At 44.7% G+C, this 19,531-nt stretch carries 18 protein-coding genes; 11 read left to right on the plus strand and 7 right to left on the minus strand.

Features of this window, described 5'->3' with window-relative positions:
• Entirely contained in the window at window positions 1-1,968 is a 1,968-nt protein-coding gene (gene mrdA, locus J3492_RS11200) for a penicillin-binding protein 2 (protein ID WP_207992140.1), read from the minus strand.
• Window positions 1,969-2,522: 554 nt separating this feature from the next.
• Between mrdA and J3492_RS11205 the strand changes: the two genes are divergently transcribed.
• From J3492_RS11205 to adk, 6 genes are all read left to right on the plus strand, one after another.
• Window positions 2,523-3,854 carry a DUF445 domain-containing protein gene (locus J3492_RS11205; protein ID WP_207992141.1) on the plus strand — a complete coding sequence of 444 codons (1,332 nt, stop codon included), beginning with the start codon at window positions 2,523-2,525 and terminating at the stop codon, window positions 3,852-3,854.
• Between the two features lie 207 nt (window positions 3,855-4,061).
• Window positions 4,062-6,083, plus strand: coding sequence for a heme lyase CcmF/NrfE family subunit (locus tag J3492_RS11210; RefSeq protein ID WP_207992142.1), 2,022 nt, complete (start codon window positions 4,062-4,064; stop codon window positions 6,081-6,083).
• Window position 6,084: 1 nt separating this feature from the next.
• Complete coding sequence (locus J3492_RS11215; RefSeq protein WP_207992143.1) at window positions 6,085-6,735, plus strand: DsbE family thiol:disulfide interchange protein; 651 nt, start codon at window positions 6,085-6,087, stop codon at window positions 6,733-6,735.
• A complete protein-coding gene (locus tag J3492_RS11220) occupies window positions 6,732-7,304 on the plus strand; it encodes a cytochrome c-type biogenesis protein (protein WP_207992144.1) in 573 nt (190 codons plus the stop codon). The genes J3492_RS11215 and J3492_RS11220 overlap by 4 nt, the downstream gene beginning before the upstream one ends.
• Entirely contained in the window at window positions 7,301-8,584 is a 1,284-nt protein-coding gene (gene ccmI, locus J3492_RS11225) for a c-type cytochrome biogenesis protein CcmI (RefSeq protein WP_207992145.1), read from the plus strand. Before J3492_RS11220 ends, ccmI begins: the two co-directional genes overlap by 4 nt.
• A 199-nt stretch (window positions 8,585-8,783) precedes the next feature.
• The gene (gene adk, locus J3492_RS11230; protein WP_207992146.1) at window positions 8,784-9,440 is read left to right on the plus strand and encodes an adenylate kinase; all 657 of its coding nucleotides are present in this window, start codon (window positions 8,784-8,786) and stop codon (window positions 9,438-9,440) included.
• A gap of 208 nt (window positions 9,441-9,648) precedes the next feature.
• Here adk and secB read toward each other — a convergent pair whose 3' ends face one another.
• The 4 genes from secB to rsgA all read right to left on the minus strand — a co-directional run bounded on the left by secB (window position 9,649) and on the right by rsgA (window position 12,390).
• The gene (gene secB / locus J3492_RS11235) at window positions 9,649-10,101 is read right to left on the minus strand and encodes a protein-export chaperone SecB (RefSeq protein WP_207992147.1); all 453 of its coding nucleotides are present in this window, start codon (window positions 10,099-10,101) and stop codon (window positions 9,649-9,651) included.
• A gap of 104 nt (window positions 10,102-10,205) precedes the next feature.
• The gene (grxC, locus tag J3492_RS11240; protein WP_207992148.1) at window positions 10,206-10,469 is read right to left on the minus strand and encodes a glutaredoxin 3; all 264 of its coding nucleotides are present in this window, start codon (window positions 10,467-10,469) and stop codon (window positions 10,206-10,208) included.
• A 237-nt stretch (window positions 10,470-10,706) separates the two neighbouring features.
• Window positions 10,707-11,159, minus strand: coding sequence for a rhodanese-like domain-containing protein (locus J3492_RS11245; protein WP_207992149.1), 453 nt, complete (start codon window positions 11,157-11,159; stop codon window positions 10,707-10,709).
• Between the two features lie 127 nt (window positions 11,160-11,286).
• The gene (gene rsgA, locus J3492_RS11250) at window positions 11,287-12,390 is read right to left on the minus strand and encodes a ribosome small subunit-dependent GTPase A (protein ID WP_207992150.1); all 1,104 of its coding nucleotides are present in this window, start codon (window positions 12,388-12,390) and stop codon (window positions 11,287-11,289) included.
• A 213-nt stretch (window positions 12,391-12,603) separates the two neighbouring features.
• On the opposite strand from rsgA, the gene orn reads away from it, so the two are divergent.
• Complete coding sequence (orn, locus tag J3492_RS11255) at window positions 12,604-13,191, plus strand: oligoribonuclease (protein WP_207992151.1); 588 nt, start codon at window positions 12,604-12,606, stop codon at window positions 13,189-13,191.
• A 20-nt stretch (window positions 13,192-13,211) separates the two neighbouring features.
• On the opposite strand, the gene J3492_RS11260 is transcribed toward orn, so the two are convergent.
• A complete protein-coding gene (locus J3492_RS11260) occupies window positions 13,212-14,042 on the minus strand; it encodes a UDP-2,3-diacylglucosamine diphosphatase (RefSeq protein WP_207992152.1) in 831 nt (276 codons plus the stop codon).
• Window positions 14,043-14,099: 57 nt separating this feature from the next.
• A complete protein-coding gene (locus J3492_RS11265; protein WP_207992153.1) occupies window positions 14,100-14,615 on the minus strand; it encodes a peptidylprolyl isomerase in 516 nt (171 codons plus the stop codon).
• Between the two features lie 233 nt (window positions 14,616-14,848).
• Here J3492_RS11265 and J3492_RS11270 point away from each other — a divergent pair, with 233 nt between their 5' ends.
• From J3492_RS11270 to J3492_RS11285, 4 genes are all read left to right on the plus strand, one after another.
• Window positions 14,849-16,579 carry a glutamine--tRNA ligase/YqeY domain fusion protein gene (locus J3492_RS11270; RefSeq protein WP_207992154.1) on the plus strand — a complete coding sequence of 577 codons (1,731 nt, stop codon included), beginning with the start codon at window positions 14,849-14,851 and terminating at the stop codon, window positions 16,577-16,579.
• Between the two features lie 115 nt (window positions 16,580-16,694).
• On the plus strand, window positions 16,695-17,708 hold the full coding sequence (locus J3492_RS11275) for a patatin-like phospholipase family protein (RefSeq protein ID WP_207992155.1): 1,014 nt from the start codon (window positions 16,695-16,697) through the stop codon (window positions 17,706-17,708).
• A gap of 212 nt (window positions 17,709-17,920) precedes the next feature.
• Window positions 17,921-18,559, plus strand: coding sequence for a peroxiredoxin (locus tag J3492_RS11280; protein ID WP_207992156.1), 639 nt, complete (start codon window positions 17,921-17,923; stop codon window positions 18,557-18,559).
• 257 nt (window positions 18,560-18,816) lie between these two features.
• Entirely contained in the window at window positions 18,817-19,476 is a 660-nt protein-coding gene (locus J3492_RS11285; protein ID WP_207992157.1) for a glutathione S-transferase family protein, read from the plus strand.
• Window positions 19,477-19,531 lie beyond the last annotated feature (55 nt).

Here is a 19,531-nt window from a genome sequence, read left to right on the forward strand (position 1 = left end):
TTATTCAATATTATCAGCTGTGGCTTGCTGCTCTTTTAGAGCTTGTTCTTTGTCACGTAGCGCATCTCGTTCGGCTTTTTCGAATGCTTTTTGGCGTTTGATTGCCTTTAGCTCTTCAGCACTCGGTGGGGTAATAGGGTCAGTATCTCGTTGCAGTACCCAGTAGTCAAATAGAGCTCGTCCAATCGGTGCAGCAACAGCGCTACCACCACCACCGTTTTCGACCAGTACCGCCAGTGCGATTTGTGGGTCTTCTACGGGGGCAAAGCCATTAAACCAAGCATGATCCCAATGACGCTTATCTATCGCTGATTTATCGTAGCGCTTACCCTGAGCGATAGATTTTACCTGTGCTGTGCCCGTCTTACCAGCGATACGATAGTGCGGCGTATAGATACGGCGAGCTGTACCCCGCTTTATCGTTTCTTCCATAGCGTCATGCATGCGTGTCCAGTCAGAAGGATTTCCATCAAATTCAATTTTGCCATCTGGCTTGCTAATGATATCAACATCGGCTGCGCCGTCACTACTTTTTAGAAGGTGAGGCGTGATATGTTGGCCTTTGCTGGCAGTCATGGCAGTTGCATTGGCGACTTGTAGTGGAGTAGCTAAGAAATAACCTTGGCCAATACTGACTGAAATGGTTTCGCCTGGTAACCATTTTTTATTATAGGTCTCTTCTTTCCATTTGGGAGAGGGCATGATGCCTGACTTTTCATGGGGCAAGTCAATGCCGGTTTTTTCACCAAAGCCAAAGCGTACCATCCAATCATGCAAACGTTGAATCCCCATCTCATAAGCCAACTTATAATAATAGGTATCAACTGACATGACGATAGACTTTTCAAGATTTACTGAGCCATGACCGCCTCGTTTCCAATCACGGAACCGATGACTGTCTCCAGGTAGACTAAAGTAACCGGGATCATAAATAGAAGTGTTCCAGTCACGTAAACCATAATGTAGTGCACCTAGACCTTCAAAGGGTTTGATGGTAGAGGCAGGGGGATACATGCCTTGCAGCGCACGATTGTATAGCGGTTGATCGATATCATCTCGTAGAGCGCCATAATCTTTGAAGGAAATACCAGAGATAAAGGGATTGGGGTCATAACTTGGGTTACTGACAAATGCCAATACATCACCAGTTTTGGGGTCTATCGCTACGATTGCGCCACGCCTACCATCGAGTTGCTGCTGAGCTACCGTCTGTAAGCCATAATCTAGGCTCAGGGTAATGTCATTCCCTGCTATAGGTGGCTCAGTCTCTAACTGCCGTAAGATATTGCCATGAGCATCGGTTTCAACGGACTGATAGCCTGGCTGGCCGAGCAATATGTCCTCATAATGTTGTTCAATACCAATCTTACCGATAAGGTCAGTACCAGCATATCGACTTTTATCAATGCGCTTGGTTTCTTTGTCATTGATGCGCCCGACATAACCAATCACATGAGCAAACAGCTCATCATAAGGGTAAGCACGAGTTAATTTACTCTGAATGGTGACGCCGCGAAAAAAAGGCTGGCGCTCACTAAACTGTGCCAATTGTTCGTCAGTTAGGTCAATTTTGACAGTGACAGGATCATTATTGCTTTTGTTTAGACGGGCTAAAATGTCGGTGATGTCTGTATCACTCAACTCGAATATCGGCGCCAGTAAGTTTAACGTGCGCTCAGGGTCCTCTACTGCATCAGGGCTAAGCATGGCAGTAAAGACAGGCTGATTATCAGCCAGTAAAATACCGTTACGGTCATAAATATAGCCACGACTTGGTGGGGCTGATATCAACTTAATACGATTATTATCTGCTTGTGTTTTATATTTTTCATGTTCATAGACTTGTAGATAGCCATAGCGCAGCAGTAATCCACTTAAACCCAAAAAAATCAACAAACCAAAAATAAGGATACGCCGCATAAAAATGCGCGTGTTTTGATCGGTATCTGAGGTAAGTGTCTTATTCATATAAAGCAGTACCAGTGAGCGTGCTGAGGGGCAATATAGACCTGAATTATTAGAGGGTCAAGAGGGTTTAGCAATATAACATTATAGGAAGGAGATAACTGATGGTTTTTATGGTGTTGGCTCGTTTTTTTACTATATTATTTTTTACTATATTAAGAGTGTCTTTATTGGATCTGCTGATGAATTATAACAGACTAAATAATAAGTGATAAAACAAAACAATCAAACGTGCTGCGCTTATGAGGTTGAATCAGTGTGCTTTTTTGAGCGATTTTCATACTGCAAGTACGATAAGTAGCAAGTAAATGACATATTAAAGCATCACACAATATAGGCAAACTTTAAATCTGTTATCAATAGTCACAACTTGCAGGCGTTACTGATGTGCTAATAAATGGCAAGTATGTTAAAATCAGGCGATTTATTTACTGGCATCTTGAATGGGTAAGACGTCCATTTACAGACGTTTGCCAAGCGGCAATAGCGACACTGCTGATAGCTTAAACAACCATAACCTATATAACCACAACGATTACTCAGGGGCATACAGAGTCATGGACGCAACTTCAATATGGCAGATGTTCGCTGAACACCCAGAGTTTTTTGCGATGCTGACCATTCCGCCTGTGACTGCCTTTGTGACTTGGGCACACGTGTGGATGGCTTTAAAAATGCTGTTTTATCCCATTAGATTTTGGGGTATCCGCATTCCCAACTTTCCATTTTTCGGTTTGCCTGGGCTGGGCTGGCAGGGCATTGTGCCACGTAAAGCGGGCAAGATTTCAGGGGTGATCGTCGATCAAACGCTCTCCAAGCTTGGCTCACTTGATGAATTTGTTCAAGCGATGGAGCCTGAGCAAATGGCGATGTTTATCACTGATACCGTCGATAAAAACCTAGAGTCCTTGATTGACGAGATCATGCTTGAGCGTTCTGATGTGCTGTGGGCCAATACCCCTTATGCCATAAAACGCCGTATTTATGCCCAAGCTCATGACGTGTTACCTGAGATCATGCAATCAATGGTGACAGACCTGACGTATCGTGTTGAAGATTTGGTCGATATGCGGCAGATGATCGTTAATAAGATGGAAGGCGACCGCCGCTTGATGGTCAATATGTTTTTGAAGGTCGGTCAAAAAGAGATTGATTTCATTTGGCATATTAGTGCGCTGATCGGTTTGGTGTTCGGTATCATTCAGATGTTTATCTTTTTAATAGTGCCGCAGCATTGGACCGTGCCATTTTTTGCCGCTATCTGGGGACTGTTGACCAACTGGATCGCCATTTGGATGGTGTTTAATCCTATCGAGCCGCGTCTAATACCTTACCTTAAGTTTTTCTCAAAGGCTAAAGGCTTTCCGTTTATTAAACTGCAATGGCCGCACATCGCACATTTTCGCTGGCAAGGCGGCTTTATGAAGCGCCAAGATGAAGTGTCGGACGTGTTTGCTGAGATTGTGGTCAATGATTTGGTGACGCTTGAAAATATCATGAATGAGATGATGTATGGGACGCGTGCTGCGCAGACCCGTGAGCTTATGAAGTCACATCTTTATCAGATCTTAGAGTCGCCTGTGGTTCGAACCACGCTACGCTTGAGCTTGGGTCGCCGAGAGTTTGGTCAACTTAAAAACACAATTATCGATAAATCTATCAGCGCTACTATGGTGCCCATCCGCGATCCTGATTTGAATAAGAGCCGTGCCAGTAAAATATTTGGTATGTTTCGTGATCGATTGCGGGCATTATCTCCCCACGAGTTTCAAAACTTACTGCGGCCAGCATTTCGTGAAGATGAATTGACGCTCATTATCTTGGGTGGTTTGACTGGGTTTTTAGCAGGTTGGTTGCATTTGGTTTTGGTGTTTTTTCCAATGATGTAATCGCATGAAAATAAGCTTAAATTAAATATGTCTAAAACTTAAGTTTTCATGGGTTTTCTACATTGCAGATACAGAGTAGAGACGCCCCAGTGACAAGTTGGCGATAATGTACGTCAATGTAAATTTTTTGTATTTAAACCATAGCCACATTTAAACCGAAATCATATTTAAACGATGACCGTATTAAGGTAAACAAGGTTAGACCATATGTTAATCACAGAATTGGGTTATTTTGCCTTGCTCGCCGCCTTTGTGCTGGCGATTTTGCAGGTAGTGTTACCAACCGTTGGGGTCATGCATGGCCAAGTTTCATTGCAGCGGTTGGCGCCAAGTTTGGCTTGGGCGCAATTTGTGGCAATGACATTCTCATTTGCCACCCTGATGGCGGGCTTTTACTATAATGATTTTAGCCTTGTGTATGTTGCACAGCACTCAAACAGCTTACTGCCTTGGTACTATAAGCTGTCGGCAACATGGGGTGGTCATGAAGGCTCATTGTTATTGTGGATGACGATCATGGCGACATGGTGTGCACTAGTGTCCTACTTCAGCCGTGGTCTACCATTGTCGATGCGTGCACGAGTATTGGTCATTTTAGCGGGTGTTCAGGTGATGATGATGGCGATGATGATTTTCACCTCATCACCATTTGAACGCACTTTACCCAATCTGATTGTTGATGGTGCTGACCTAAACCCACTGCTACAAGATCCAGGGTTGATTTTCCACCCACCGATGTTGTATATGGGTTATGTGGGCATGGTGGTGCCATTTGCGTTTTGTATGGCTGCACTATGGGCTGGACGTTTGGATGCTGTATGGACACGTTGGTCACGCCCTTGGGCGTTAGCGGCTTGGGGTTTCTTGACGATCGGTATCTCTCTTGGTTCTTGGTGGGCGTATTATGAGCTTGGCTGGGGTGGTTGGTGGTTTTGGGACCCTGTCGAAAACGCCTCATTAATGCCATGGCTTGCTGGTACGGCGTTGATACACTCTTTGGCTGTGACCGAAAAGCGTGGGGTGTTTAAAGCGTGGACCATTATGCTGGCTATTTTTGCCTTTGCCCTTAGTTTGCTTGGTACTTTTTTGGTACGCTCTGGCGTCATTACCTCTGTGCACTCGTTTGCGGCAGACCCTACTCGTGGTCTGATTATCTTAATTATCCTAGGTATCATCGTGGGTGGCGGGCTATTGATGTTTGCGATACGTGGCTGGCGCTTGACGGTTGAGAGCCAATATCAGCTGCTATCACGTGAGTCGTTTTTAGTCATTAACAATGCCATTATTTTGATTGCAACTCTAGTGGTACTGCTGGGTACGCTTTATCCTATCATTGCTGATGCCTTTAGTCTTGGTCAGGTGTCTGTAGGCCCTCCATACTTTAATGCGTTGTTTGTGCCTTTGACGTGGCTGTTGTTAATTGCTATGGGCATGGGCTCTAATATTCGCTGGAAGCAAGACAAGCGTCCGCTGCTTGGTGTTGGTATCGCCATTGCTGCTAGTAGTATTGTCTTGGCGGCTATTATTGCTTACTTCACCAGTCCATCTGCTATGTTTAATATTGGCGTGACCTTAGCGATTAGCTTTTGGGTGTTGCTGTGGATGGTGGTTGATTTTAGAGACAAAACAAAGAACGCACCCAGCTTATTGAAAGGTCTAAAACAGCTACGTCTTAGCTACTGGGGACAGCAAACGGCACACGTTGGGGTGATTGTTGCCTGTATTGGTGTGGCTTTTGTCACCAGCTTAGATATTGAGCGTGATGTGGCTATGGGGATTGGTGATACGGTGCATGTACAAGGGTATGACTTTACTGTTTCAGACTTCCATGAAGTCAAAGGCAGTAACTATGACGGCATGCAGGCACAGATCGATATCAGCAAAGATGGCCGTGAAGTCACTACTTTATATCCTGAAAAACGCACTTATATCATTAGTATGATGCCGATGACAGAAGCGTCAATTGACGGCAAATTCATGCGAGATTTGTACGTAGCGCTAGGGGAGCCGATCGCAGATGGCAGTGACCAGTGGGCAGTGCGTATCTATGTCAAACCCTTGATTCGTTGGATTTGGCTGGGCTCTATTATTATGGCGTTAGGTGCATTGCTGAGTATGTTTGATAGACGCTATCGCATCAAAAAAACCAAAGGAATGCGTGAAATAACGATTGATCATGCGTTAGATCCAGCAGCTGTAGATTCAGTCACGACTGTGAAGGAGAGGTAGTATGAGCCCATCACAAAATACTCCTGACCCAAGTAAAAATGCAAATGGCCATAAAACGATGAATAAACAACAAATAAAAGTATGGTTTTTGATTCCACTCATTGTGTTTTTTGGTTTGGTGATCATACTGTATATGCGTTTGGGTAAGCCTACAGATATTATACCGAGTACTGCGCTTGAGCGTCCGGTACCGGCGTTTGAGCTGCCACTATTGTCGGATACATCACGCATTATGACCAATGAAAATTTGCCTGATGAGCCTTTTTTGATGAACGTGTGGGGCTCTTGGTGTCCCACTTGCATCATCGAGCATCCGTTTTTGATGGAACTTGAAGACCGTGGAGTTAACCTCGTTGGGGTTAATTATAAGGATGAGATTGGTGATGCCTTTACCTATCTGAATCAAGGCGGGGATCCGTTTTCGATGTCAGTACAAGATTTATCGGGTCAGTTTGCCTTAGACTTGGGATTAACTGGCGCACCTGAGACCTTTATAGTCGACGGTGAGGGCATTATACGCCAACATATCGTTGGTGAAATCAATGAAGCCAACTGGCAAGGCCGTATCGCACCTTGTATGATGGTGCTCAATGATGCGCACAAAAACAATGTCAGCTTAGATTCAAGTCAGCTTGCGGAGGCTTGTCAATGAACACAACCTATACTCAGCCCTTTTCGATAAAGTTTGCTGTAGTCTGGCGCTTAGCAGGTTTTTTTCTGGCCTGTCTGTTAAGTATCAGCAGTCATGCTGCTATCGATGTCTATGACTTTGATTCAGAACGACAAGAAGCTCAGTACCGAGGTCTTATTGAAGAGCTACGTTGTCCAAAGTGTCAAAACCAAAATTTAGCCTCTTCTGATGCGCCTATTGCGCAAGATCTTAAGCAAAGAACTTATGATTTGGTAAAAGATGGGCGTAGTGATACTGAAATTCGTAATTATATGCAAGAGCGTTATGGTGACTTTATCAGCTATAAGCCGCCCGTGCGTCCATCGACGTGGGTATTGTGGTTTTTTCCACCATTACTATTGATAGTACTTGTTATTGGTTGGTTTTGGCAGACTAAACGCCGTCAAGTGGTGGCAAGTGGTAAAAGCGGTGCGACAGTAGAGGATACTGTAAAAGCGCTTACGCCTGATGAGAGAGCGGAGCTCGATCGCCTGCTTGCTCGTACTGATACTGCCGATCATGACATCACAAGCACCGAGGACAAAAAATGACCCTGTTTTCTACTTTTGGCTTATTTGTTGCCCTAAGCTTATTCATCGCCTTAATATTGGCGGTTATTGTCATCGCACCTTGGATGCGTGCAGCACGACTAAAAGCCAATCCCGTCGATAACCAACTGCTAGATATCAACGTAGCCGTCTTTCGTGAGCGTCTGGCAGAGCTACAAACAGATAAAGAAAGCGGTACGATTGATGATATCCATTATCAAAATCAAAAACTTGAGCTTGAGCGCCAGCTGCTAGATGTTCAACGCCAAGTCGCTACGATGACACCCCCTGGTATCAAAAGCCGTATGATGGTTTTTGTTTGGGTTCCTCTATTAGCCGCCTTAGCGTACCTATTGGTTGGTGATCGTCAGCCAGTATTTGAGTTTTGGGAAGCCAAAGACACTGTCGGTCAAGTGGCTGATGATTTACTTACTGGTAAAATTGATCAGCCACCTGAGTGGGCAATTGGGCAAGATGGCCGTCATCTGATTACTGCTATGCAGGCCAATGTCCATCATCACGCTGATGACCCCAATCGCTGGATGCGTTTATCTGAGCTGTTTTTATCACTAGAAGCGACAGATTCGGCGTTAGAGGCGTTGTCTCGTGCTTATCGTTTATCACCAAATAACGAAGAGATTGCGACCACATATGCGCAAATCAGCTTTTTTGCCAATAACGGGCAATTAGATGCAGATGGTCGCCGTGTCTTACAAGATGTCCTGCGCAATAACCCACAGCATGAAGGAGCACAGATGCTGATGGCCATGGGGGAGGCACGAGCCAGTAACTTTGAACAAGCAGAAAGCTGGATTCAAAGACTACGTGAGAGTATCGCAGCCAAGCCTGGAGATCATACGCAAGCACTGGCAAGCTTGGATGAGTTAAGCGCCAGTGTTAGTGCGCAGCAAGCGCAAGCGGCAGAAGGAATTGATGTGACCATCACGGTCAACTCTAGTCTCTTGCCACTTATTCAAGGTGATGATGTGCTATTTGTAGCGATTCGTGATGTCAATGGTGGCCCGCCTTATGCCGCCAAGCGCTTACCCATCAGTGTCATCAAACAAGGTGAAGCCAATGTCAGCTTGAGCGACCTTGATGCCATGATGCCTGAGCGTACGATACAGTCAGCACGGGCCGAAAAAACACAGTTGGCCGTTATCGCTCGCATCAGCCATAGTGGTAATGCTGGAGCAGAATCAGGCGATTTGTCTGGCAACCCAGTAGTGATTACCAGTGATCAAAATCAGGTCAATGTTGAAATCAATCAACAAATACCTTAATGCTAAGAACCTATCATAAAAGTAGCGCTGTGGCTTGATATTGCAGCGCATGCTTATGTGATATGAACAGGTAAGTCATTTGTCCGTATAAAGCTTATGATAAAAATACTTGAGCTTTATAAAGGCACAATGTAAGGTAGTCATGGCATTTGAGCAGTAAACCAATCCCTAAATCCCATCTATTGAGGAGAGACGTATCATGATGCGTATTATTTTGCTAGGACCACCTGGCGCGGGTAAAGGTACCCAAGCACAATTTATCTCTAAAGAATTCGACATTCCACAAATTTCGACAGGCGATATGCTACGTGCAGCAATCAAAGAAGGTAGCGAGCTTGGCAAACAAGCTGAAGGCGTTATGAATGCAGGTGGGCTGGTCTCTGATGATCTTATTATTAACCTAGTAAAAGAGCGTATCGCTAAGCCTGACTGTGTAAACGGCTGTATTCTTGATGGTTTCCCACGTACAATCCCTCAAGCCCAAGCGCTTGCTGACGCTGATGTTGCGATTGATCACGTCATCGAAATCAGTGTGCCTGATGACGAGATTGTCAAACGCTTATCAGGTCGTCGTCAGCATCCAGGCTCAGGTCGTGTATATCATGTCGACCATAATCCACCAAAGGTCGAAGGTATCGACGACGTCACTGGCGAGGCGCTGATTCAACGTGAGGATGATAAAGAAGCGACCATTCGTGATCGTCTGGCCACTTATCATCAGCAAACCTCAGCTTTGGTTGGTTTCTATCAGGAGAAAGCCAAAGAGGGCGAAAACGCACCAAATTACGATAAATTCGATGGTACGCAAGCCATTGATGAAGTTAAGCAACAAATATTAGCCGTTTTAAAAGGCTAAATATCGGCTTTAAATAGTTGATGTCGTTATTGGAAGCCCTGTTTATTAGCAGGGTTTTTTTATATCTGGGTTTTATATTTAGTGGTTGTTACGTGTAATGGTCAACCGATAAATCAGCGAAATAGCTGCACAAAAAAAACCGTCTACTTATCATAAATAAGTAAACGGCTATTAGACGGCATCTGCTAAGGCATCCGTCAGTCAAAGCTTACGCATTACCTTGAGCATCGACTTGCGCTTGTTGCTGGCTCTGTGCGTAGGCTTGGTCAAAATTCACTGGAGCGAGCAATAACTGCGGGAAGCTACCACGAGTGACGATATCACTGATGACTTCACGAGCATAAGGGAAGAGTACGTTAGGGCAGTAGGCACCTAAGATTTGTCCGATCTGATCTTCTGGAATATGCTTGAGTAAAAAGATACCGGCTTGATGCACTTCAGCGATAAAAGCAGTCTCTTCAGCATTTTTAGCGGTCACACTGACCGTCAATACCACTTGATAATGGTCTTCATCTAGCTTTTCAGCATTGCTGGATAAATTGATGTCTAATTCAGGGTTCCATTCTTTGGTAAATACACCCGCACCTGGCACCTCAAGCGACATGTCTTTGACATAAATACGTTCTAAAGCCAGTTGTGGTTGTGCTTGTTCTTCAGCCATGATAATTCCTCAAATATTAATAAAAGTAATCGCATTGTTAGCGCAATAGCAATAAATGGCTCAATGCTCATTGTTATCAGTCAATAGTTGTCTAGGCTAGTAGATTAGCCCGCTAACATCTCATCTAGTTTACCTTGTTGGTTCAGCTGATTCAGCTCGTCAAAACCGCCCACAAAAGTATCACCCACAAAAATCTGTGGCACAGTGCGATAGTTGTCGGTTTTTTGCATCAAGGCTCGGCGCTCATCGCTACTCATATCATGCATGCCGATCTCTTCATATGCAACGCCTTTAGATTGTAAAAGCTGTTTTGCATGTGAACAATAAGGGCAAATAGGAGTGGTATAAACCTTAACAGGGACAGTCATGAAATATCCTTAGTTGATTTTGAAAGTATTTAAAGCGCCATTGATCTTATTATAAAAGGTTCAATGACCAGTATGTGTTTTATAGTGCTAACTATACAGTGGGGATATGAGTGCCGAATTCAAGCGAGCCGCTCTAAATCCTTGTAAAAGAGTAACAGCCATTATATAAAAAAGACACCGTTTTATTGGGTGTCTTTTGATGAAGCGCTAGGTAGCAGTTAGAGCCTGTAGTTATGGTTATTTATGCAAGCTGGGTTTGCTTTTACCTTTTTTAGGCTGCGCATCTTTTAGACCCACTAATGGCATGCCAGCCCCTTGCCAGCCACCAATACCGCCTTCTAGGCGATAGACGTTTTCTTTGGCGATCATCTGTACGGCTGCTCCTGCCTGTATACCCATATCACAAATGATGATGACCGGCTGTTCGATAGCACGTATCTCTGCTAAACGGTCTTTAAGCTCAGTAAAAGGAATGTTACGACTGCCTTGGATGTAGCCTGTAGTGAACTTCTTTTTGGCGCGAATATCAATAAGCTGCGCATTTTGAGAGTTGACCATCATGCCAAGGGTATTGGGCGATACTTTTTTGCCGCTGCGTTTATTTTCAATAGCAAAGAACAACACCGCCAAGACAGCTAAAATACCAAATAAAAATGGGTGGTTGCCCACGAATTCAAATGCACGATCCAAAGCAGACCTCCAAGGTTTAAGTGTTCTATTGGGCTCAAAATCAAGCCTAATAGACAGGAACAAGGCGCTATTATACCGATTAGCCTGTCCATAGTAAACGCACGATGATTACTCTAATGGTCAGGCACTAATAAGGCTTGGTATCAGCTTCAGCTTGTAAAGTCACTAGGTTTTCAACACGGCGCTGGAGTACCTGTCCGTCTTTGACCGCCTGCCATAGCGCACAGCCTTTACTATTATGAGTATGTTTACAGTCACGGAATTTGCAGTCCGCTGATAAAGGGGCCAGCTCAATAAAGCCTGAAATAATATCGTCAGGCGTCAGATGCCAGATACCGTATTCACGGATACCTGGCGTGTCGACGATACCGCCTTGAGCTAAGTCCTCTGGATTAAAGGGTAATAAGCGACTGGTGGTGGTGGTATGTTGACCCAACTGAGAGTTTTCAGAGATGATATTAACGCTTTGCTCAGACTCTGGCAGTAACGCATTGATAAGACTGCTTTTACCAACCCCAGATTGACCTGCAAAAATCACCAGCTTGTTATCAATATAGTGTTTTAACTCGTCGAGGCCCTGTTGCGTCGCAGTATCAGCGATATTTTCTGGGCAGTCAACAGAAGTTAGGACACTATCATAACCCAGTGCTGCATATTGCGTCAGCAGCGCCTTAGTATCTGCATCATCCTCTTGTGCCAATAAGTCTGCTTTGTTGAGTACCAATAGCGGCTGTACGCCAGCATGGTGGCAGACCACTAGATAGCGATCGATTAAAGTCGGAGCAGCCGCAGGTAGCGGCGCAAATACAATAGCGAGAATATCGACATTGGCGGCGACAGGCTTAAGTTTATGATAACGGTCCGGTCTTGACACGAGAGAGGTACGTGGCTGTACAGATTCGATACGTCCAAACCCAGTATTAGGGTCAGCAGTCCAGCGCACACGATCACCTGTTGCGAGCATAGGCAAATTGGTACGCACGTGACAGCGCCATATATCACCCAGTTCAAGCGCTTGCCAAAACGGCTCAGGATCGTCAGGCGCGATCTCAGGCTGAACCGGTATGACAGCAGGTAAACTGGTCATTTGAACCTCTAGTTGTTTACCATAATGGGCCATGACAATGCCATCCATCAAGCTGTCATCGATGCTGTCTTGGTTGGACTGTTGTTGTTTATCGATGCGACGAATCTGCTGTTTGGTCAGTTTGCGTTGCCGAATGAGTGCCATGGGTGTATACCTATAATAAAAATATTGCTAAGTGTAGCGTGAAAATTTGTTAACATACAGCCTAAAGCGAGCGCACCAGATAGAGGTTTTGTAACGTTTAGGGGTTTTTGCAAATGAGCTTATAGAGTAGCTACTCATGCGCCCATTGATATAGTATACCTACTATTTACCCATGATTTCATTTATTCAAATTGATTGATTATAGGATATTTTATGACTACCACTGACCATCCCAACAAAATTAAAATCAAAAACCAAGGTAAAAAAGGGTTGGTATGGATTGATTTAGAGATGACTGGGCTCGATACTTTAAATGATGAAATTATTGAGATTGCCACGGTTGTTACTGATGAGGATTTAAACGTACTGGCAGAAGGCCCTGTGTTTGCTATTAAAGTATCCGATCAAGTGTTAAACAAAATGGATGAGTGGAACACCAAGCAACATGGGCAGTCCGGGTTGGTTGACCGTGTACGCCGTAGTACGGTGACACTGGCAGAGGCTGAAGCGGAGACCATTAAGTTTTTGAGTAAGTGGGTCGATAGCGGCAAGTCGCCAATGTGTGGCAACTCAATCTGTCAAGATCGGCGATTTTTAGCACGGCAAATGCCTGAGTTGGAGCGGTTTTTTCACTATCGCAATTTGGATGTGTCGTCAATCAAAGAGCTGTGTTTTCGCTGGCGTCCCGATATTTTAAAGAACTTTGAGAAAGGAGGGAGTCATTTGGCACTAGATGATATTCGTGACTCTATACGTGAGCTTAAGCATTATCGTCAGCACTTTTTTAAATTGATGGATTAGGAGTGTAATCTAAGCAGACTCTACACCAAAGCCTGAAACTCAACCAAACCAAATTCTGTACCATCATAATCTTCTATTGCTGTACCAATGACCGCGCTGACTTTAGGTTGGCGCATCTCTTCATCTAACAACCGCCAATCTCCCAGTACGTAGCGTTTTTTATCTTTGGTCGCTTGATGAACGTGTGGACGATGGGTATGGCCATGTAATAGAGCATCATTATTTGTCAACGCCGTCTGTACGGCCGTATCATTGACATCCATAATATAAGTGGCTTTATTGGCATTACTGCGCTGGCTTCTATCACGCATTTTATCCGCAATTTTTAGGCGTTTTGTCAGCGATTTATTGAGCAAATACCATTGCGTTAGACGGTGGCGCATGATTTTACGAAAAAACTGATACTTTTTGTCATCAATACAAAGCGCATCACCATGCTCGAGACGATAGTGTTGCTGACCCACAGCTAAGCTATACGGTTCATCAATCAGCTCGCCCCCGAATAAATTACAAAATGGCTGACCCAATAAAAAGTCACGATTGCCATGCATCACCAAAATCTCACAGCCAGCTACCCGCAGTTGTTTTAATTTGACGATCAGGGGGGTGAGCCAATGCGTTTGGCGTGCGGCAGCTGACAGCGTCAAATATGCGTCATCACCGATCCAGACTTCAAACCAGTCGCCTAAGATAAATAGGCGTTTGAGCGCAGGTAGGGCGAGGCAGTCATCAAGTAGCGCTAAAAAAGCCTGCACTAAGGCAGGCTCCTCGGCCGATAAATGCAAATCGCTGATGAATACTTGCCGTACCTCGTGAGGGCGGGTCGTTATCAGATGATTGAACGTTTGCATTTATCATAATCCTTGTCATTTATTATCAGACTATAAGTAAAGCTTACTTATCACGACTTACTTAGAAACGATGGTCGCAGAGTTGATAACCACTGGCTTTTTTGGCACATCAGCATGCATACCGAAGCGACCGGTTGGTACGCCGCGCATTTTGTCGATCACATCCATACCGCTGGTGACTTTACCAAATACCGTATAACCCCAGCCTTGCATGTTTTTGCCAGAATGGTTTAAGAAGTCATTGTCTTTGACGTTGATAAAGAACTGGCTGGTCGCTGAATGTGGATCTTGCGTACGCGCCATGGCGATGGTGCCTTTGTCGTTCTTTAGGCCATTGTCCGCTTCGTTTTCGATGGGGGCGTTGGTCGCCTTTTCATTCATGTCAGCGTCCATACCGCCGCCTTGAATCATAAAGCCGTCGATGATGCGATGAAAAATCGTACCGTCATAATGGCCAGATTTAACATAGTTTAAAAAGTTTTCGACCGTTTTTGGCGCTTTTTCTTCGTTGAGTTCGATAACGATTGCACCCATATTGGTGTCTAGTTCTACTACTGGTGGCATGTCTACCATGTGATATTCCTTTTTGATTGTAGCGCCTAAATAGCACTATCGTGAGTGGGGGTTAAAAAGTTATGGCTAGTCTAACGGCTTTTTTGTCGTCTGTCATGTATCAGGCTGTTAATGCGTTTACGAAACCTGATAGAATAATGCAACGTTATCTTTTATCAGACTTTTTTAGTTATCATTTTTGAGCGTGATGATGCACGCTACAAACTGAATATTTGCGCTAGGAGCAATGAGCAATGAGTGAGCACTCAAACAATAATGTACAAAAAAACGATTTTATACGTAACATCATTCGTGATGACGTCAATGCGCAAAAATATCAGCAAATTGTGACACGTTTTCCACCTGAACCAAACGGCTATTTGCATTTAGGCCATGTCAAATCCATCTGCCTGAACTTCGGTATCGCTGAGGAGTTTGGCGGGATTTGTAACTTGCGCTTTGATGACACCAACCCAACGGCAGAAAAGCAAGATTACATTGATAATATCGAGAACGATGTAAAATGGCTTGGGTTTGAGTGGGCAGGTGAGGCACGTCATGCCTCAGGTTACTTTGATCAACTGTATGCATGGGCATTGCAGCTTATCGAGCAAGGCGATGCCTATGTGGACTTACAAAGTCCTGAACAAATTAAAGAGAACCGAGGCTCATTTAATGAGGTGGGCACACCCTCGCCGCAGCGTGATGCCAGTGTCGCAGAAAACTTAGCCCTTTTTAATGATATGAAAGACGGTAAGTTTGCCGAAGGTGAAGCGGTGCTGCGTGCCAAAATCGACATGGCCAGCCCCAATATGAATATGCGTGACCCTGTCATCTACCGAGTGATGCATCAAGCGCATCATCAAACCGGTGAAAAGTGGTGCATCTATCCCATGTATGACTTTGCTCATCCTTTATCGGATGCTATCGAAGGCATTACTCACTCGATCTGTACATTAGAGTTTGAAGATCATCGTCCGTTTTATGATTGGGCGGTAGAAAAAATCGGCTTTGATTTGCCGCCGCATCAGTATGAGTTTAGCCGTCTTAATGTCGACTACACTATGACCAGTAAGCGCAAGCTCAAACAGTTGGTCGATGAAGGGGTGGTGAGCGGCTGGGATGATCCACGTATGCCAACCATCGCTGGCATGCGTCGTCGTGGTTATACACCAGAGGGTCTACGCGACTTTTGTGAGCGTGTCGGTGTGACCAAGGTAGATAGTGTGGTTGATTTCCGTCTACTAGAATTTAGTATTCGTCAATCACTCGAGACCACCACAGCTCGTGGCATGGCGGTACTCAAACCCTTAAAAGTGACCATTACCAACTTCGATGAAGCGGTCAGCAGCTGGGAGTCACAAAAGGCCGATAGTGTCAATGCACGCTGGGATGAAGATGCTCAGACTCTATGGCTCAAGCAGCCAAAACATCCTAACGTCGATATGGGTGAGCGTGAGATTCCATTTACTGAAACCCTTTATATCGACCAAGGCGACTATGAAATTGAGCCACCAGCAGGCTATAAGCGTCTGTCACCAGAAAAACCAGAAATCCGCCTGCGCAATACCTATGTGCTGGCCGTGACTGAGCATATCACTGATGCTGCTGGCAACGTGACCGAACTTAAAGCGACGATTGATCCAGCGACGCTCGGCAAAAATCCTGAAGGTCGTAAGGTCAAAGGCGTGATTCATTGGGTATCGGCCAGCCTTGGCGTACCTGCGACTGTACGTATGTATGAGCAGTTATTCAGCGCTGAAGACCCAAGTAGTGTCAGTGATGTCCATCAGGCACTCAACCCTAATTCTTTGACCGAGCTTGCAGCAGTGGTTGAGCCGTCACTTGCCAACGCTGATGCTGGCACACGGTTTCAGTTTGAGCGTGAAGGCTACTTCATCGCCGATAGTGAAGAGCACACCAGTGACAAGCCAGTATTTAACCAAATTGTCAGCTTACGTGACAGCTATAAGCCGGCTTCATAATGGTATAACAGTAGGTTGCTTTACGGTGTCATAGCTGTCTTATATCGTCTTGTTGGTCATCTTAGAGGGCCAACAAAGCCGATAACTTGAACGAATAAAGAAGAGTACAGAGATTATGGTTAAAAAGTCGATTAATCTAGCATTGCAAGGTGGTGGCTCACATGGCGCCTTTACTTGGGGCGTACTGGACTACTTTATGGAGGATGGGCGTGTCAGCGTAGAAGGGATTACGGGCACGAGTGCAGGAGCGATGAATGCAGCCATGCTGGCACATGGGTATATGGAGGGCGGCGCTGATGGTGCCCGTGAGGCGCTTGAGACCTTTTGGCGACAAGTAGCCTACTTGGGGAGTATGAGCCCTGTTAAGCGCAGCCCTTTAAATATCTTGACAGGTGACTGGGACTTGGATAACTCGCCCGCTTACCTGATGCTTGATCTGTTTAGCCGTATGGCGTCTCCTTATCATACCAACCCTCTAAATGTTAACCCACTACTTGATTTGGTGGACTCTACTATTGACTTTGACAAGGTTAGAGCGTGCAGTCAACTCAAGCTATTTGTAGCGGCGACCAATGTGCACACAGGTAAAATAAAAGTGTTTAACCGTGAGGAGCTGACTGCCGACATGTTATTGGCTTCAGCGTGTCTGCCCACTTATTATCAAGCGGTTGAAATTGATGGTGTGCCGTATTGGGATGGTGGTTATGTGGGCAATCCGCCCCTGTATCCGTTGTTTGATACCACTAAGTCCAGAGATGTCATTATCGTTCAGATTAACCCTATTGAGCGTAATGAAACTCCAAAAAGTGCGCAAGAAATACAAAACCGTATCAATGAGATCTCATTTAATTCCTCATTGCTCAGAGAGCTGCGGGCGATTGAGTTTGTGACCCGCCAATTGCGTGAGGACAAACTAGATACGAACCGCTATTCAGAGATACTGGTACACCGTATCGAAGCCACCGAGCAGATAAACCCATTGTCAGCGTCTAGTAAAATAAATTCAGAATGGGCCTTTTTGACTCATTTGCGTGATATTGGTCGGGCGTCAGCTAAGGCGTTTCTTGATCAGCATTATGACAGCTTGGGTAAAGCCTCTACTTTGGACTTACGGCGTGAGTTTTCTTAACGGCTCTTATCTACAAACGGAATAAGCGCATTACAATCTCTCACAAGACATTCATAACCAATTTGCTAAGATAGAATGGATTTTTTGCTGACGTACTCTGATTTGTTTGCTACTATCTGAGTGCGTTGATAACAAATAAAGCGTGTGATTATATCCAAACACGCCCTATATAATGGTTTTATAACTAAAGTTTTATAAACAAGGAGTTAAGCATGGCACATTTACGTTTAGGTGATACTGCACCAAACTTTGACGCTGCAACGACAGACGGCGATATTAACTTTCATGATTGGGCAGGTGATAATTGGGTGGTATTTTTCTCACATCCAGCAGACTTTACGCCTGTATGTACCACTGAGCTTGGCCGAGCGGCTGCGCTAAATGGTGAGTTTCAAAAACGCGGTGTAAAGCCAATCTGTATCTCTGTCGATAGTCTAGAAGATCACCATGAGTGGGCTTCAGATATCGGTGAAACTCAGGGTACGGCGCTAAACTTCCCAATCATCGCCGATCCAAACAAAGAAGTCGCCGAGCTATATGACATGATGCATCCAAATGCAGACAGCACCCATACGGTACGTAGTGTATTTGTCATTGATCCAAACAAAAAAATTCGTCTAACACTGACTTATCCCGCCAGTACGGGTCGTAACTTTGATGAGATCATCCGTGTTATTGATGCACTACAGCTCTCTGATGAATATAATGTTGCGACACCAGTTGACTGGGAAGATGGTGATGATGTTATCATTCCCCCAAGCGTAAAAAACGAAGATATTCCTGCTAAATATCCTAAAGGCCATACTGAGATTAAGCCTTATTTACGTACCACACCTGCACCAAACAAATAAGCTGGCACGTTAGGCTTAGGCACAAAAGCCCCATAACACTAAGTTATGGGGCTTTTTTATGGCTTTTTATCTGGCTATTTTTACCATACTCCTAACAAGCTGCTATGGGGTTTTGCTATCATGATGAGAGCAGTGCTGATATCGAGTATTGCTAAACCCATAAGCCGTGTTTTTTTAATACCTTAACTATAATAATAGTCACCGACAAAACCCAGCTATGCTCAGCTGCTGTTTGACTTTTTTACAAGGAGTTTGCCATGAAGACACTATACGTCACCCGTACCGCACCCAATCCACGTAAGGTGCTTATTTTGTTAGCCTCCAAAGGCATCGATGTCGATGATATGGCTGATATGAGGGTAGTGGATATTGATTTTGCTGCCAATGAGCAAATGTCAGATGAGTTTACGCAGATGAACCCAATGCAGACGGTTCCTGTATTAACATTGGATGACGGCACTATACTCAGAGACTCACAAGCCGTGTGTGAATATCTTGATCGTGTCTATGGTGAGCGCTCAGTCATGGGCAATGATGTGGTACAACGTGCGCAGGTCTGCTCTATGCGCCGTATTGCTGAGTTTGAGGTGTTGTATAACTTGATGTTAGCATTTCAACACAGTCACCCTTCTAAAGCAGAGCGGGTTGAGCAAGTACCAGAGTTTGTCGCCCCTTCTATATCTCGTGCGGTCAAAGCCATGGCTTATTTTGAGACCTTATTAGAAGGTCGAGAGTATTTGGTCGGTGAGCAGCTAAGCTTTGCTGATATAGTGCTGTATTTAGGACTGGATTTTGGCAAGCTGCTGAAAGTAAAGCCAGATGAGCAAGGCGAGAACTTGGCACGTTTTTATCAAAGGATGAATGAGCGCTTTAGTATTCAAAAAATGGCAAAAGCCATGCCTACAGATGCTCAATAATATATTACTCAATAATAATGCCTTTAGTCTCCAAATGAGGCTAGAGAAGCATTGA

The organism is Psychrobacter coccoides, assembly GCF_017498085.1.
Taxonomy (GTDB): domain Bacteria; phylum Pseudomonadota; class Gammaproteobacteria; order Pseudomonadales; family Moraxellaceae; genus Psychrobacter; species Psychrobacter coccoides.